This window comes from Methylobacter arcticus (genome assembly GCF_050917435.1).
GTDB lineage: Bacteria > Pseudomonadota > Gammaproteobacteria > Methylococcales > Methylomonadaceae > Methylobacter_A > Methylobacter_A titanis.
The window spans coordinates 1,356,974-1,370,971 of the sequence record NZ_CP159583.1 but is presented as its reverse complement, the minus strand read 5'-3'; the positions used below and the strand labels follow the sequence as shown (position 1 = coordinate 1,370,971).

The 13,998-nt window shown below is 51.6% G+C and carries 16 protein-coding genes; 8 read left to right on the top strand and 8 right to left on the bottom strand.

Annotated elements, in window-relative coordinates; translation table 11 throughout:
- Positions 1-12: 12 nt before the first annotated feature.
- Positions 13-315 carry an HvfA family oxazolone/thioamide-modified RiPP metallophore gene (locus ABXJ76_RS06700; RefSeq protein WP_432745382.1) on the bottom strand — a complete coding sequence of 101 codons (303 nt, stop codon included), beginning with the start codon at positions 313-315 and terminating at the stop codon, positions 13-15.
- Positions 316-557: 242 nt separating this feature from the next.
- On the opposite strand from ABXJ76_RS06700, the gene ABXJ76_RS06695 reads away from it, so the two are divergent.
- Positions 558-1,469, top strand: coding sequence for an HD-GYP domain-containing protein (locus tag ABXJ76_RS06695; RefSeq protein ID WP_432745381.1), 912 nt, complete (start codon positions 558-560; stop codon positions 1,467-1,469).
- 51 nt (positions 1,470-1,520) lie between these two features.
- On the opposite strand, the gene ABXJ76_RS06690 is transcribed toward ABXJ76_RS06695, so the two are convergent.
- The 4 genes from ABXJ76_RS06690 to ABXJ76_RS06675 form a co-directional block, all read right to left on the bottom strand.
- Positions 1,521-1,760, bottom strand: a complete 240-nt coding sequence (locus tag ABXJ76_RS06690) for a zf-HC2 domain-containing protein (protein ID WP_432745380.1) — start codon at positions 1,758-1,760, stop codon at positions 1,521-1,523.
- A gap of 7 nt (positions 1,761-1,767) precedes the next feature.
- Positions 1,768-2,340: a sigma-70 family RNA polymerase sigma factor gene (locus ABXJ76_RS06685; RefSeq protein ID WP_432745378.1), complete on the bottom strand. Its 573-nt coding sequence runs from the start codon at positions 2,338-2,340 to the stop codon at positions 1,768-1,770.
- A gap of 278 nt (positions 2,341-2,618) precedes the next feature.
- Positions 2,619-3,665, bottom strand: a complete 1,047-nt coding sequence (locus ABXJ76_RS06680; RefSeq protein ID WP_432745376.1) for a methyltransferase domain-containing protein — start codon at positions 3,663-3,665, stop codon at positions 2,619-2,621.
- Between the two features lie 124 nt (positions 3,666-3,789).
- Complete coding sequence (locus ABXJ76_RS06675; RefSeq protein WP_432745374.1) at positions 3,790-4,080, bottom strand: hypothetical protein; 291 nt, start codon at positions 4,078-4,080, stop codon at positions 3,790-3,792.
- Positions 4,081-4,167: 87 nt separating this feature from the next.
- Between ABXJ76_RS06675 and ABXJ76_RS06670 the strand changes: the two genes are divergently transcribed.
- The 6 genes from ABXJ76_RS06670 (at position 4,168) to ABXJ76_RS06645 (ending at position 8,583) form a co-directional block, all read left to right on the top strand.
- A complete protein-coding gene (locus ABXJ76_RS06670; protein WP_432746465.1) occupies positions 4,168-4,239 on the top strand; it encodes a hypothetical protein in 72 nt (23 codons plus the stop codon).
- Between the two features lie 100 nt (positions 4,240-4,339).
- Complete coding sequence (locus ABXJ76_RS06665) at positions 4,340-5,389, top strand: sulfite exporter TauE/SafE family protein (protein WP_432745372.1); 1,050 nt, start codon at positions 4,340-4,342, stop codon at positions 5,387-5,389.
- 90 nt (positions 5,390-5,479) lie between these two features.
- Positions 5,480-6,001: a rhodanese-like domain-containing protein gene (locus ABXJ76_RS06660; protein ID WP_432745370.1), complete on the top strand. Its 522-nt coding sequence runs from the start codon at positions 5,480-5,482 to the stop codon at positions 5,999-6,001.
- A gap of 317 nt (positions 6,002-6,318) precedes the next feature.
- Complete coding sequence (locus tag ABXJ76_RS06655) at positions 6,319-7,479, top strand: efflux RND transporter periplasmic adaptor subunit (RefSeq protein ID WP_432745368.1); 1,161 nt, start codon at positions 6,319-6,321, stop codon at positions 7,477-7,479.
- A 74-nt stretch (positions 7,480-7,553) separates the two neighbouring features.
- Entirely contained in the window at positions 7,554-8,330 is a 777-nt protein-coding gene (locus ABXJ76_RS06650; RefSeq protein ID WP_432746463.1) for an ABC transporter permease, read from the top strand.
- A gap of 37 nt (positions 8,331-8,367) precedes the next feature.
- A complete protein-coding gene (locus ABXJ76_RS06645; RefSeq protein ID WP_432745366.1) occupies positions 8,368-8,583 on the top strand; it encodes an FtsX-like permease family protein in 216 nt (71 codons plus the stop codon).
- Between the two features lie 12 nt (positions 8,584-8,595).
- Here ABXJ76_RS06645 and ABXJ76_RS06640 read toward each other — a convergent pair whose 3' ends face one another.
- On the bottom strand, positions 8,596-8,799 hold the full coding sequence (locus ABXJ76_RS06640; RefSeq protein ID WP_432745364.1) for a hypothetical protein: 204 nt from the start codon (positions 8,797-8,799) through the stop codon (positions 8,596-8,598).
- 69 nt (positions 8,800-8,868) lie between these two features.
- Here ABXJ76_RS06640 and ABXJ76_RS06635 point away from each other — a divergent pair, with 69 nt between their 5' ends.
- Positions 8,869-9,450: an ABC transporter ATP-binding protein gene (locus ABXJ76_RS06635; protein ID WP_432745362.1), complete on the top strand. Its 582-nt coding sequence runs from the start codon at positions 8,869-8,871 to the stop codon at positions 9,448-9,450.
- A 193-nt stretch (positions 9,451-9,643) separates the two neighbouring features.
- Here ABXJ76_RS06635 and ABXJ76_RS06630 read toward each other — a convergent pair whose 3' ends face one another.
- Together ABXJ76_RS06630 and ABXJ76_RS06625 are read right to left on the bottom strand one after the other, a co-directional pair.
- Positions 9,644-12,910: an efflux RND transporter permease subunit gene (locus tag ABXJ76_RS06630; protein ID WP_432745360.1), complete on the bottom strand. Its 3,267-nt coding sequence runs from the start codon at positions 12,908-12,910 to the stop codon at positions 9,644-9,646.
- Positions 12,910-13,995: an efflux RND transporter periplasmic adaptor subunit gene (locus ABXJ76_RS06625; RefSeq protein WP_432745358.1), complete on the bottom strand. Its 1,086-nt coding sequence runs from the start codon at positions 13,993-13,995 to the stop codon at positions 12,910-12,912. The genes ABXJ76_RS06630 and ABXJ76_RS06625 overlap by 1 nt, the downstream gene beginning before the upstream one ends.
- Positions 13,996-13,998 lie beyond the last annotated feature (3 nt).

The following is a 13,998-nucleotide window of genomic DNA, read 5'->3' as shown; positions in this document are numbered from 1 at the left end:
GCTTTAAAGATATTACATCTTGCCGCTACAGCCGCCTTCTTTCATTTTTTCTTCCGGCTTAGTAGCACCGCTGCAGCCGCCTTCTTTCATTTTCATTTTGTTGGCACCGCATTTGCCTTCACCGCACTTGCCTTCTTTCAATTTACCGCTGCATCCGCCTTCTTTCATTTTTTCTTCAGCTGCAGCCAATTGTTGTGAGGTATTGACGCTGGACATCGCAAACGGGTTTTCACCGGCCTGAATGGCAGGTGCCATACTTAACAAAGAAGTTGCAATCGCGCTGCCCAGAGTCAAAGATAAAGTTTTTTTGTTCATAGTAAGTACTCCAAAAGTGATTAAAAATGTCAGGAGCGTTTTCACAACATGTGCGGTAAAAACTCTCCTGCCTAATCAGTCGCAGGCGATCCGCATTCCTTACATTTTTCTTTTACGTCATGACAAAAAAAATCTGCCCGGTCATTGAAATGCTTTTGTAAGGAAATTATTTTTATTTCGACTTAATATGAGTTAGCGAACCAAGTCATTGACCCTTATTAGTTCAAGCAAAGGAAAACAACATGAAACCCGCCTTAAGCAAAGCCCATATCCAGGATTTACTGCACACTCTCTATAGCATGGCGTTTCTGGTCGAAGCACGCGATCGTTACACCGGCGGACATTTGTGGCGGGTATCGCAGTTTTCGACCCGGCTGGCGCTGGCTTCCGACCTTTCCAAACAGCAGGCGGTGGTTGCAGGACTCGGCGGTTTTTTACATGATCTGGGCAAAGTGGGGGTGCCGGACAGTATTTTGAACAACACCGGTAAACTCAGTGATGACGAATATGCGGTGATGAAAACCCATCCCGAACTGGGGGCTCAGGTTTTGCAGGGTCATCCATTGGCGTCGCTGGCGATGGATGCGGTATTGGGACACCATGAGCGCATCGACGGTCGGGGCTATCCGGCCGGACTGATGGGTAGCGCTATGTCGGACACTGCTAAAATAGTAGGTCTGGCCGATGCTTTCGATGCGATGACCAGCACCCGTCCCTATCGTCAAGGCATGGCGGTGGACGCGGCCATTGAACAAATAAGCCAACATCTGGATACGCAGTTCGACCAGACCTTCGGCCTGAACTTCATCGCGCTGGCCAAGTCGGGCGAGTTGGATGTCATTATCGGCCACAGTGAAGCCGGTATTCCGATGCATAACTGCCCGATGTGCGGACCGGTTGTGGTCGTGCATAAATACCAGAAAGCCGGTGATGCGATCTTTTGTCGGGTGTGCGGCAACGGCTTTTCACTGCAAAAACAACATGGCGAATTTACGCTTAAACCCACCGGAAAGCTTGGCACCGCCCACGATTTACAGGCTAATATCGATCATGACCTGCTGGGGCGCTTGCTCGAAGAGGCGCTACCGTACCTGTCCGTTGACAGTAACAACAACGGCGTAAACTGGCTGCAACGCTTACGAAACTGGTTGTAATATATATCGCTAGGGTTTGGGCGCGTTATTGACACCACCCCTGCCGTGTTATTACCGGTCGCCTTTGATCCTATCGCTAATGCGTTTACGGGCGGGAGCCGATAATGAAATAGACTGACAGTGATTATGTAGGCCGTCTGTTATCTTTTGTAGAAACTGTAATTGCTTAAAATAACGGCTGCAGGTTTTACACATCAACAAATGCAGTTTCATTTGCCAGCGCATTCGCCAGGGCAGCTCGGTATCGAGGCTATTGGAAGCCAGATATATGATTTGTTTGCATTTAAGCATGGTTGTTTTACTCTTTAGTAAACCAGCGAGTGTCCAGACATTGCCGGAGTTTCATGCGGGTTCGTGACAACGCAACCCACAATTGATTGGTCGAATCAAGACCCAGAACCTTACAGCAGTCTTCACTGGATAAATCGTTCATCGTACGCAGCATGAATAAATCAGCCATGTTTTTAGGCAGCCTGGACAGACAATCATTAAATACCTGCCAGAATTGTTCGTTATCTAACGATTGATCCGGACTTGCCCATTCCACCAGTTCGACTTGCCAGTTTCCGTTTTGATCAAACTGATAAGCCAATAAATCATCGCCCATGTCCGCTTCGCTGAATGTTGACGTTTCGTGCCGGTTTTTTCGGAAGTGGTCGATGATCTTATGCTTCAAAATACCGACCAGCCAGGTTCGGACGGTCGATTGCCCGCTAAAATTCTGAAATCCCTGCAGTCCAGCTAACAGCGTGTCTTGCACCAGATCTTCAGCGGTGGCTTCCGAGCGCACCCTCAACAGCGCATAACGATAGAGCATGTCGCCATAGTCATGCAGCCATGTCTCAGGCTCGGGTGTTGTTAACAGGGTCATAGGAAATCCTTGGGGCTTCTCTGAAACAGGCATTATAAGTAATAACCGGTATCCCTTTAAGGAAAATCAGAAAATTCAATGCTTCACCTCAGTAGCTGGATAAAAAACCGATAAGCATGAATGGCTGGTTTTGGAAACAGGTTGCTGAGAAAGACATTGCAAAACCCGTCCGGCATGGTGCCAAAATTCAGGCAAACTTGTGTAGATAGTTATGCCTGAAGGAAGGGGCTTTACGGACTCTTTGGTAAATAAGATGCTTGTCAACGTAACGGTGTCGCTCAGCAACACAAGCCGCTGGTTTCTTCTGCCAAGTTACTTTGCAGCCCTGAGGTGCAGTCAAACAAGCCGAAGTGGCGGGATTTTTCACCCACTACCTGAAAATGTTCGGCATAACGGCTGGCAGTCAGCATGTCGGCGGTGTTGCCGCAGACCCGTAGCGGCCTTCCGGTTTCGAAGTGGTGATGGTCGTCCAGGTCAAAGCTGTGGAGATGCTCAGGGATGCTGGCGAGATAGCAGGCCATCTGCCCGTAATCCTCGCAGCGGTCTTCCAACGGAAGCTTGAACGCGCTGACGGTGACCGAGCTGAATTTGACCATGCCGATTTTGGCGTCGACGTCGGCATCGTTGATACTGATGGGCGTTTGTTTGATCACGCGCACATCGGGGCATCCCAGATCATGCAAAATACGCCGAAAGTCTTCCCAATACAAGGCACCGCCCAGACATTCTCCGAGCAAAACAGGGTCTTGGCGCAAGGCGACAGGAATGCGGCGGTCGGCGAAGACGTCGGAAAAATACAGTTCGCCGCCCGGCTTTAATACTCGAAATATTTCCGCCAGCACCTTGGATTTTTCCGGCGACAGGTTGATCACGCAATTGGACACCACTATATCGATACTGTTGTCTTCGATACCGACAGCGGCAAGATTTTCGATATGGCCGTGCAAAAATTCAACATTGGCATAACCATAGCGCTCGGCATGCCAGTCACGATGACGCACGGCGACTTCCAACTGCTCCGGCGTCATATCGACGCCAATCACCCTGCCCTCAGGGCCGACCAGTTTAGACAACAAATAGCAGTCGCGCCCTGAACCGCAGCCTAAATCCAGCACGGTCTTGCCATAGACAGCCGGAGGCAGCGGAGAGCCGCAGCCGTAAAAGCGCTCCAGCACTTCCGGGTGCAAGCCGACCAGCAAGGCTTTTAAGTAACTCGGCATCGTGTCGATACTGCAACAGGCGCTGGTTTTCAGGTCATTGCTGGATTGCAAAACCTGACCATAATAATGGCGGACGGATTCGCTGATTTCGATACTGGTTGTCATAAGTTTGCTCTCGTGTTTTAAAATAAAAATCGGCGCCAACAACCTGGATGGCAGCCGTACATAATAACAATTAATAAGTCGTTAACCTCAGCGGAAACCTTACAGAAAAATCCCTGGCTCACAATTAATTTATCAGGCATCTCGATGATTTAATGTCCACTCCTTGTCGCTCAATTACCCCCCGACTGCCATTAACATAAGCCGCCGTCAATTCATGCGCCGAGGCTTCAAAAATCTGCTTACATTGACCAAATTCGATCAGGCATCCTGCTCGCTGGTCCTTGATCCAGAAAAAACCGGCATAATTGGCAATGCGTCGGGCTTGGGCCAGATTATGGGTCACGATCACCACCGTGTATTTTCCAAGAAAAACTATCTGTTTTTCCAAGTCAGCTTTGACGTATGATACCGCCATTGGACTGCTATCAATAAGGTAGAGTTTGGCGTCGATATTTATGCCAAGTTACAGGTTTGACCCACTAGCGAATATTCTATCAGCGATTTGGCGGAGTTATTTTCAATTTCACGTCCAACGGTATATCGAACACTGATTCGTCACTCTAGTGACAAATAGCGATAAAAATTTGGTGCCAATTATCGCTGAAGATCACAGAGAAGGCTTGCCGAGTTTTTCTTTCAAGCCAAATCATCATCGTTTTGCGTAGGAGCTTACTATGACCCAACGAACACTTTCGTTTCCTATTAGCGGCATGCACTGTGCGGGCTGTGAAGCGGTTATCTGTACTGCTGTGAAGGAGCTACCGGGGATTGACACGGTTAGCGCTGATCATGTCGCCCAAAAAGTACAGGTTCGTTTCGATGATGAACTCGCTTCACCCTCAGCAATCCTGGCCTGTATCGAAAGCAAAGGTTATAGCTATGGCATCCAGGTCGAAAAATTTTTATGGGGACCGCGCTTAAAACAGCTCGCCGTATTTTTTGTGCTACTGGCTCTGGTGGGCGGAGTCGCCTTCTGGGGCAAAAGCCTCATGCCTGGATTGATGAAGCAATTCGATGCGCGTCTTGGCTATGGCGTAATCTTTACCGTAGGTTTTCTCACCGGTTTTCATTGCATCGGTATGTGCGGTGGTTTTGTGATGAATTACACCCAGGGCTTACAAGAACGCGGACGACGAGCGGTATTTTTTGCCCATTTGTCCTATGCGCTAGGCAAGAATATCTCCTATGCTCTGCTCGGCGCAGGATTCGGCGCTTTGGGTGCCGTTCTTACCATCACCCCTCATATGCGTGGGATCGCCGCACTTCTAGCAGGTATCTTTTTAGTGCTGTTTGGCTTAAATATGCTCAAGCTGTTGCCAAAATTTCGTCTGCCGTCTCTGCGTTCCAAATCTGGATCTGTCACACAACGAATTTATCGCGATCTAAAACCCAGGCGCAACCCATTTAGTGTCGGTTTTTTAAGCGGATTTTTACTCGGCTGCGGCCCGCTACAAGCCATGTATATCATGGCACTCGGTACCGCCGATCCATTAGAAGGTGCTTTATTGCTGCTGTGTTTTGGCACCGGTACATTAATTCCTTTATTGACCTTCGGCATATTCGCCAGCGCACTTAGCGGCAAAATCCAGAGCCAGTTAATGGCCGTGTCGGCTATTCTGGTTATTCTTATGGGGCTGATGATGACAGATCGCGGACTCAAACTAACCCAATCCGGTTATAATTTTTCAACAGTTGTCGAACGATTTTCGGTGCCGCATCCTTAACGTTGTCATTAGGCAGCGGCGATGTAGATGCTTTTATACGCTAGCAATTTAATGACACACCTAGCAAAACTAATAACCCAAGGAAAGACGATGAAAAAACACATTATCCTAGCGATATTGCTCATATTTATGACTACTGGCGCATTGGCAGGCAATAGCCTGCTAAAAGAAACGGACATTGAAGCGGTGGCGCTTAAAGTGGCTAAAGAAACCGTACAAGGAGGTTATAAGCTTTTGAGCGTGGCTGAGCTTAAACAGATGCTTGATGCCAAAGAAGACTTTGTGCTAATCGACGCACACCCTACCGAGGAACACAATCTGGCTTATATTGATGGCGCACGGCATTTCGGTTTTCAATCCAATCATTCGGGTAATTGGGAAAAAGATATAGCAATGCCTAATAATTTAACGCAAGAGGATTATCGTGTCTTACTGGGCGCTGATAAAAACAAGAAAATCGTAGCTTATTGCGGTCTTACCAAGTGTGGTCGCTCACATAATGCGGCATCTTGGGCAAAAAAACTGGGCTACACCAATGTATACCGTGCGCCAGGTGGCATTTCTGCGTGGAGAGATGCCGGTTATTCCTACAAAACTCACCTGAATAAGTAATGATGTAACAATTATTCGGCATTTTATGTCTACGCTTCCCACTGTTTATCACCGTTGGTTTTCAAATAACTTTCGAATGACTACTTAAGTAGGTTTTTTGAAAGTGAGCAGCAGGCAGATTAACGGCATTTTATAAGCGGCAAAATATCCACCACCCTTTAATTTTGCTGGCAAACACGTTGAGTTTATCCACCTATAAATGGAAATAATTAATTAATGAAGCACTTAACCGCGCTATTTCTCTTAATCGCTTTATTGATAATAATTTCCGCTTATGCCGTGAAAAAATCCAGTAAACAAAACAAAGGAAGCTGCTCTTGTTAAAAAAACAGCTTTCTGCACGCCACCTCATCTGGCTAATCGTAGCCGTCATTGTTCTGCTTTTTGCCGTGTACTGGCTGAAATTCAAGCCGGTTCCGGTGATAGCCCACACGGTCGCCAACGGCGATTTGTATGGTGAGGTCATGGGGACCGGCACCTTGGAAGCGCGCGTCAAGACGACGATCAGCCCGCGCATTCAGGAGCGCCTGGCTGAAGTATTCTTCGATCAAGGCGACACGGTGAAGACCGGACAACTACTGGCTCGGCTCGATGATGCGGAACTGAAACAGCAGGTCGCGGTCGCCCAAGCCACGCTAGCCGCTGCCAGCACGACCGTCACACGCGTGCGCACCGATGAGGCTCGTGCCCGGGCCGTGCTCCAGCAGGCACGATTGCAGCATAAGCGTCTCGCCGAACTGGTCTCCGGTAAGGCAGCCTCGCAAGAAGAGCTTGATAAAGCGACAGAAACTCTGCATATAGCCGAAGCTGATCTCAATCGTTCTCGGTCCGTTATCGTCGAGGCTCGCAGCCAAATAATTAACGCTGAAAACAATTTACAACTTCGCCGGGAGCAATTGGCTTTCACCGAACTGCGTAGTCCTTACGAGGGACTGATTGTGCGTCGCGATCGCGACCCGGGTGGAATCGTAGTCCCCGGCTCATCAATTTTGCAACTCATTAATACCAAGGAAATCTGGATCAGCGCCTGGGTCGACGAGACCTCTATAGCGGCGCTGGCGGTGGGCCAACCGGTTCGCGTGGTATTCCGTTCGGAGGCGACGCGGAATTATTCAGGTACGGTAGCACGGCTGGGCCGCGAAGCCGACCGCGAGACCCGTGAGTTCTTGGTGGACGTGCGCGTGCAGCAGTTGCCTGTCAACTGGGCGGTGGGGCAACGAGCCGAGGTCTATATTGAATCCGGGCATAAGTCCGCTGTCATCGCTATTCCGCAGAAGTTCCTGCTCTGGCGCGGAGGCGAACCCGGTGTATTCGTTAACTATAATGGCCGGGCACTCTGGCGAAGCATCGCCTTGGGTCTTTACGGACAGCAAGACATTGAGGTGACAAAAGGCCTTTCCGCCAGCGATCAAATCGTGATGCTATCTGAGACCCTGAAGCAACCTCTGGAAGATGGCCAAGCCATCAGCGTGCAATGAATCTGGCCGTTCGAGATATTCGCCACAATTTCAGCCGCTTCGCCTTCACCACTGTCGGTATCGGCCTGTTGCTGATGGTAGTCATGGGCATGGCTGGAATTTATCGAGGCCTCATCTTCGAAGCCACTTTACTCGTGGATCGTATCGGGGCCGATCTGTGGGTGGTACAAGGCGACACACGCGGCCCCTTTGCCGAGCTCTCGCGCATCCCCGCCAATCTCGAAGACCGCGTCCGTACCGTACCGGGCATTGCCCAGGCACGCCGGTTCGTCAACCATTCGATTCAACGCGAGCATCATGGTAAGCCTTTGCGCTTGATGGTTCAGGGCCTTGCATGGCCGGATGACAAAGGCGAATGGGTATCGCTGGTTGCAGGACGCCCGTTGGGGCAGGCACATTTCGAGATGGTCGCCGACCGTTCATTGGGACTGGCGCTGGGCGAGCAAGTCAAGTTCGGCAAAGACGTGTATCGGGTAGTCGGACTCACTACCGGGATGTCCGGCATCGCCGGTGACGGCCTGGCTTTTTTCACCGTGAGTGATGCAATGGCCATCCAATTTGACGCACCGAGCGAAGCAATACGCCTGGAACGCGCCGCTCGTCTCGCTCGCAGTGAAAATCAGGATCTGGGTCGCGTACAACCTTTGCTATTGGAGCGCGCTGGTGGACCGTCCAGCGGCATTTCAGAACTGCCTCGGCCACAGGTCAGTGCCATACTGGTCACCCTAAACCCAAGCGCCGATGTCGACCAGATCATCGGCACCCTGTCGACATGGTCCGATATTACCGTTTATAGCGCACAGATGGAGCAACGGTACAGAGTCGACATGGTCCGATATTACCGTTTATAGCGCACAGCAACAAAAAGAGCTGCTGCTTTCCGGCACGGTGGACAAATCCAGACGACAACTCGGCCTGTTTAGCGTGTTGCTGATCATCATCTCGACCATCATCATCGCGCTCATCATGTACACACTGACACTCGACAAAATTCACGATATTGCTTTACTCAAACTTATCGGCGCCCGTAATCGGGTCATTGTCGGTCTTATTCTGCAACAGGCTTTACTCATGGGGGCGTTTGGATACGCTCTGGCGTGGTGAATACCTCTTCCCTTATTTTCCACGACGGGTCATGCTGGAGACGCCAGATCTTATTAAACTGGCATTTATCACTGTGCTGATTTCAATGCTGGCCAGTCTTTTAGGAATATGGAAGGCGATGCGAGTCGAACCAAACACGGTACTGGCTTGATGAATACCGTCACGGATCAAGTCCCGGCCATTGAGGCCATTGGCGTCACCAAAGTTTATGGCCACGGCCAAACCGAGGTTATCGCTCTGAACGATGTGACACTCCGCGTCGCCCGTGGGGAAGTCGTCGCTCTGTTGGGTCCAAGCGGCGCGGGTAAATCCACGCTGCTGACCGCAATGGCTCTGATCAATCCGCCGACCTCGGGGCGTATCGTTATCGGCGGAAAACTGGTCATGGACGGCGAAGACGCCAAGATCGACCTGCGCACGTTCCGGCGTCAGCATCTTGGTTTCGTATTTCAGAAAGCCAATCTGATCCCGTTTCTCACCGCCCTGGAGAATGTACAAGTCGCTTTAGAAATCAATGACACACCGGTACATATCGCCAAGGAACGGGCGATGTATCTGCTCGATCATTTAGGCATCGGCGACCGCGCCGATAATTTGCCCGATGCGCTTTCCGGTGGTCAACAGCAGCGCGTTGCCGTGGCACGAGCATTAGCCAATGAACCCAGTCTGATTCTAGCTGACGAACCCACCGCAGCACTCGACAGCCACCGTGGCCGCCAAGTCATGGAGTTATTTGCTCAAGTCGCCCATGAAAGTAATGCGGGCGTCATCGTGGTTACCCACGATGTCCGCGCACTGGATGTATTTGATAGAATTGTGGAAATGGAGGATGGCCGACTGCTGCCACCCTCGAAAGCATCGAGGTAACAAAATTGACATCTTCCCCTGGCTAAAGCCATAGCTATCACACAACTTTTTGTACCATCAATACAATGGATTGATGAGAAGATAATAAAAACAAGCACTTATATTTCTCTCATTCCAGCCTTCTCCGTTCAGAGAAGGGGCAACAACATTTGTGTAGATAGCGATGAGTTTAGGTCGGGATAGTTCATTTTCGTTAAAACGATTGCTTATCTGCTTTAGCTTCCTTGTTAATCAAAAAATAAACCACCGGAATCACCAGCAACGAAAACAAAGTCGAGGCAAAAATACCGAAGATAAAGCTCCATGCCAGCCCTGAAAATATCGGATCGAAAATAATCACAAATGCGCCGAACATCGCCGCTCCGGCGGTCAAAAATATCGGCCGCAAGCGTATCGCACCGGCTTCAATCAGGGCTTCCGCCAGCGTCACATCGGCACGGGCGCGGATGCGCTCGATAAAGTCGATCAGGATAATCGAGTTGCGCACCACGATACCCGCCAACGCAATCATGCCGATCATCGCGGTGGCGGTGAAATATATCGGGTTGGGGTAACCTGCCACAGGCGCAGCAAACAGGTTAAGAATCCAAAACCCCGGCATGATGCCGATGACGGTCAGCGGGATGGCGATCATCATCACCAGCGGCACGCTCAGCGATCCGGTTTGACCGACCAGCAGCACATAGATCATCACCAACGCGGCCGCAAAGGCCAAGCCAAGGTCGCGAAATACATCGACGGTGATTTTCCATTCGCCCTCCCCGGCCAATTCGGCGGTATAGCCTTCCGGCAACGGTCGTTCGGCCATAGTGTCATTCAGGTCGAAAACCGCTTCTACCGGGCTTCGCCCGGCCATTCCGGCAACCACATAATTTACCCGTTGCAGGTTCTTGTGAAAAATAGGCTGGTCTTCGGTTTCTATATTGGCGCTGCCTATTTCGCTTAACGGTATCAGATCGCCCTGCCCGGTTTTAACGCGCAACGCCAATAAATCGGCAATGGACGAGCGCAGCGCGCGCGGCAGTTGCAGGGTGATTTCCAGCGGTTGGCGTTCGCTGTCTACATGCACGATGCCGACCGTCTGGCCAGCGGCGGCGATGCGCAGCGTTTGGGCAACTTGTGCGACGCTGATGCCGGACAAGGCGGCTTTTTCCCGGTTCAGGTGGAAATGCACCTTGTCATGTTGCGCTTCGGAATAGTCGTCGACATCGACCACGCCTTCGGTTTTTTCCATATCGGCCCGGACGCGTTTGGATACGGCGACCAAGCCGTCAATGCTGGCTTCAGGCGGACCGTAGACTTCGGCGACCAAGTCGGAAAGCACCGGCGGCCCCGGCGGTATTTCTACGATTTTAAGGTTTGCGCCGTATTTTTTGCCGAGCCGTTCTATGTCCGGCCGAATGCGCAAGGCGATTTCGTGCGACTGTTGCTCCCGCCGGTCTTTGGCTAATAGATTGATCCTGACTTCGCCGACATAACCGCCGCTGCGCAAATAATAATGGCGAACCATGCCGTTAAAATCCATCGGCGCGGCAAGACCCGTATAGGTTTGATAATCGGTGACTTCGTTAACGGTCGCAAGGTAGCTGCCCAAGGCTCGCGCGACTTCATCGGTTTGTTCCAGCGTCGAGCCGCGCGGCATATCGATCATGATTTGCAGCTCGTTTTTATTGTCGAACGGCAATAACTTGAGCGGAACGGCGCGGGTCACGGCCAGCAGCGTTGAGCCGATAAAGGCTATCAGCACGATCAGCAAGAACAATTTGGCGCGTCCCGAGGTCTCAAGCAGCGGCCCGAGTGCAGCTCGATAGGTCCGATAAATAAAAGTTTGCTTGAGCTCCAGCGGAGTTTCGTCGCTATGCTTGTGGTATTCGCTTTGCAGCAGTTTGAAGCTCGCCCAGGGCGTCACGGTAAAGGCGACGATCAAGGAAATAATCATCGCTATCGGCACGTTAAAAGCCATCGGCGCCATGTACGGCCCCATCATGCCGGTGATGAAAAACATCGGCAGGAACGACACGATTACGGTAAAAGTCGCCAGGATGGTCGGCGGCCTGACTTCGTCGACCGCCGTCAACAGCGCCTGCAGCGGCGATTCCTTGCGTAATTTATAGTGCCGGTGGATGTTTTCGACATCGACGATCGGGTCGTCCACCAGCAAACCCAGCGACAGGATCAATGCAAACAAGGTGACGCGGTTGATCGTGTAACCGGAGAGATAGTCCAGCAACAAGGTCAGCGCCAAGGTCATCGGCACGGCGATCGACACGATGAACGACTCTTTGAGTCCCAATGAAAAAGCCAGCAGCACCACGATAATCACGATAGCAAAACTCAAATGCTTAACCAGTTCATTGACTTTGTGGTTGGCGGTTTCGCCGTAATCGCGGCTGATGCTCAGCAAAATATCTTCGGGGATCAGCGTGCCGTGCAGCTTTTCCGCAGTAGCGATAACGGCTTCGGCGACGTGTACGGCATTGCTGCCTTTGCGTTTGGCAACGGCAATGGTGACCATCTGCCGCTCCTGTCCGACTTGCGGCTTGTTGCCGGTGGCATGGCCTATCGTCGGCATCTCATCAACCGCAGGGCCAAAGCCGATGCGGGTGTAATGGTCGACATCGGCCGGGCCGTCTTCAATCCGCGCCACATCGCGCAGGTAAACGGGCCGTCCGGCAACGCTTTTGATGACGGTCGCGCCGACTTCTGCCGATGATTCAAAATGCGGTCCGGCTTCCAGCAGGATTTCGCGGTTGCCGCGTTCAATATTGCCGACTTGCAGGTTAACGTTGGCATCAGCCAGCGCCTGGGTGACTTCAAGCAAGGTTACGCTGTGCGCGGCCAGTGCGGCAGGGTTCGCATAAATCGAGACCCGCCGCTGCTCGCCGCCGACGACCCAGCTTTTGCCGACATCGCCGACACTCCTGAGGGAAATAATCAGCTCGTCGGCGATGCGCCTTAAAGCCATCGAATCGTAATTATTATTTTGAGCGGAAAGTGTCATTAAAACGATAGGCACGTTATCGATTTCAACCGGCGACACTTTCCATTGGGTTACGCCCAAAGGAATCAGGTTCTGGTTGGACATCAGTCGGTCCCAGGTCTTAACCAGGCTGTCCTCAAAATCCTGGCCGACGAAATAACGCACGGTAACCAGTGCCGCACCGGGTCTGGAGACGGAATACACATATTCCACGCCTTCAAGCTGTTTAAGCAAAACCTCCAGCGGCGTGGCAACCAGTTTTTCAACTTCCTCGCTGGAAGCGCCCGGATATTCAACCAGCACATCCATAACCGGCACGACAATCTGCGGGTCTTCTTCGCGGGGCGTCAGGATCAGCGCCGCCGCTCCCGCCAACAGCGAAATAATCAGGAACAGTATCGAAAGCTGGGAGGTGGTGAAAATTTCGACAATCTTGGTCGTCAATCCGCGCTTAGGAGTTTGGTTTTGCAGGTCGTCCATTATTGCGCCTGCTGTGAAAGAATTATGACGGTTTCACCGGCATGCAAGCCGGAAATAACTTCAATTTGCTCGCCGAAGGCTTTGGCCGTTCTGATATGACGCATGACTTGTCGGCCTTCCGATAATACCTTGACGACTTCCAGCTGACCGATATGGTGCACGGCGCTGGCGGGAATCAGCAAGGCTTCATGCTGACCGCAGGCTTGTTCCAGCCAGCCGAAATATCCCGGTTGCAGGCCTTCGATGGCAGGCAGTCCGATTTTGATCAGCTGGGTGCGAGTTTGCGGGTCGACTTCGGGGCTGATCTCGTCAATTTGCGCACGGGTTGCTAGGCCCAAGGTATCGATACGCACCGTAACATCCATACCGATACTGTAGCGTCCGGCGCAAGTGCTCGGCACGTCGGCTTCAAGCCTTAATCCTTGCGATGTTTGCAAGGTCACCACGGGGACGCCGGGCAGGCCCATGTCGCCGGGCTCTTTAAGGCGTTTTACAACTATGCCGTCAAATGGAGCGAGCAACAACGAATCGGCCAGATGGGACCGGATTTCAGTGACCGTACTTGCAGCCTGATTCACGCCGGCTTGCACCTCTTTTGCCCTGGCGACTACCGCATCAAAATTTTCTCGGGTTGCCGCCTCTTTACTGTACAAGCTGCGGATGCGCTGTTCGTCTGCTTTGGCCCGATTGGCTTGGGCATTTGCTCCGGCGAGCGCGGCCAGGGCTGCATTTTCCTGGGCCTTAATATCACGCTCGTCAAGCCGGGCGATGACCTCGCCTTTTTTGACTTTGTCGCCTGCATTGACCTTGATCTCGATAATCCGGGCCGTCATTCTAGGGGCGATATTGGCAACGGTTCTCGACTTTACCGTGCCGGGCCAGGCCAGAATATCGTCGACCTGCTTTTTTTCGACAACAGCCGTGTCGCTTTTCTGCGTGTTTGAATCATTAACCAATGGGCTTAATCCGGGCGGCACTTTGCTGACAAAACTGCCTTGCATATAAAGCAGTAACAGGATCAAGGCTAAAACGGCTGCGGAAATAATGGCGATTTTGTTGATATTTTTGGGTTCGATTGGTGACATAAG